Source organism: uncultured Phenylobacterium sp. (genome assembly GCF_902826855.1).
Lineage (GTDB): Bacteria > Pseudomonadota > Alphaproteobacteria > Caulobacterales > Caulobacteraceae > Phenylobacterium.
This window is the reverse complement of the sequence record NZ_CADEGK010000057.1, coordinates 21286-22992: the sequence shown is the minus strand read 5'-3', so window position 1 is coordinate 22992 and position 1707 is coordinate 21286. Positions and strand designations below refer to the sequence as shown.

The following is a 1707-nucleotide window of genomic DNA, read 5'->3' as shown; positions in this document are numbered from 1 at the left end:
GCCCATGTTCAAGGCGCTCGACGATGTCTCCTTCGAGATCGCGCAGGGCGATGTCGTCGGCGTCATCGGCCGCAACGGGGCCGGCAAGAGCACGCTGCTCAAGGTGCTTTCGCGCGTGACCGAGCCGACAAAGGGCCGCGTCGAGATGCGCGGCCGCGTCGGCTCGCTGCTCGAGGTCGGCATGGGTTTCGACCGCGAACTGACGGGCCGCGAGAACACCTTCCTCAATGGCGCCATCCTCGGCATGAAGAAGAAGGAGATCGACCGGAAGTTCGACGAGATCGTCGCCTTCGCGGAAATCGAACAATTCATCGACACGCCGGTGAAGCGCTACAGCTCGGGCATGTATACGCGCCTCGCCTTTGCCGTGGCCGCCCACCTCGAGCCGGAAATCCTGATCGTCGACGAAGTCCTCGCCGTCGGCGACGCCAAGTTCCAGGCGCGCTGCCTCGGCAAGATGGGCGAAGTCGCCAGCCATGGCCGCACCGTCGTGTTCGTCTCGCACAACATGTCTGCGATCGCGAACTTCTGCCCGCGCTCCATCTGGATGGAACGTGGCCGCGTGCGCGAGATCGGCCGCACCAACGAGATCGTCGCCCACTATCTCGCCGATGGCGGCTCGGACACCGGCGCGCTGGAGTTCACTGCCGAGAACGCGCCCGGCTCAGACCATATCAAGCTGTATGCCCTGCGCATGCGCTCCTCTGCCGGCCTCTCGACCACCAACTTCTCGACCAGCGAGCCCATCGAGGTCGAGATGGAGTACGAAATTCTCCAGCCTGCGAAAGGCCTGCGCACGGGCCTTCTCCTGCTCGGCCGGGAAGGGGAGATCATCCTCTCGACCAAGGATCTCGACTCCTATTCCCCCGAATACGCGCGCAAGCCCGGCCGCTATGTCAGCCGCTGCACGCTGCCCGCCCACTTCCTCAACGCTGGCCGTTTCTATCTCACCTGCAATTCGGACATTCCGGGCGTGCAGATGAATTTCGACGTCGCCCGCGCCATGGCGTTCTCAGTCGAGGTCGCCGGCGACAGCATCGGCGGCATGCTGCCCAGCCAGCGCAACGGCCTCCTGCGCATGGCGCTGCCGTGGACGGTCACGCCCGCAGCCTGAGGCTGGCGGTGAAAGGGTCCTGAGCACGTGCGCATCGGTATCAGCATCGAGGTCGAACCCGGCTTGAACGGCGGCATTGCGCCGGCCATTCACAGCCTCATATCCGCACTCGGCCGCCTCGATGACGGGCCTGAAACCTATGTCCTCGTCGTCCGCTCGCAGAAACAGGCCGACTGGCTCGCAGGCCTCGGCGCCAACCAGCAGATCGTGCTGCACCCGGACGCGACGCGCAAAAGAACCTGGAAGACCGGCCTGCAGGACTTCAAGACGAAGATCCGCCGCAAGTTCACGCTGCCCTCGCGCTGGCATGAGGCGCATGTGTCGGACGGCTTCTTCGAGAGCCTCGATCTTGGCGTGATGCATTTCCCGACGCAGTCCTTCACCTACTGCGCCATTCCCACGGTCTACAACCCGCACGACCTGCAGCACCTGCATTACCCGCAATTCTTCACGCCCGACGAGCTGGCGTGGCGCGAGGCGATGTATCCGATGGGCTGCCGCCTGTCGCAGGCGGTGATCGTCAACTCGCAATGGATCAAGGAAGACATCGTGAAGCAGTTCGCGGTGTCGCCGGACAAGATCCAGGTCATTCC

2 protein-coding genes are annotated in these 1707 nt (G+C 64.1%); both read left to right on the top strand.

Annotated elements, in window-relative coordinates:
- Positions 1-1114, top strand: a 1114-nt coding sequence (locus tag QZV94_RS10020) for a polysaccharide ABC transporter ATP-binding protein (protein ID WP_293677682.1), incomplete at its 5' end; no start/stop codon positions are given.
- 27 nt (positions 1115-1141) lie between these two features.
- On the top strand, positions 1142-1707 hold a 566-nt coding region (locus QZV94_RS10015), incomplete at its 3' end, for a glycosyltransferase (protein WP_293677681.1).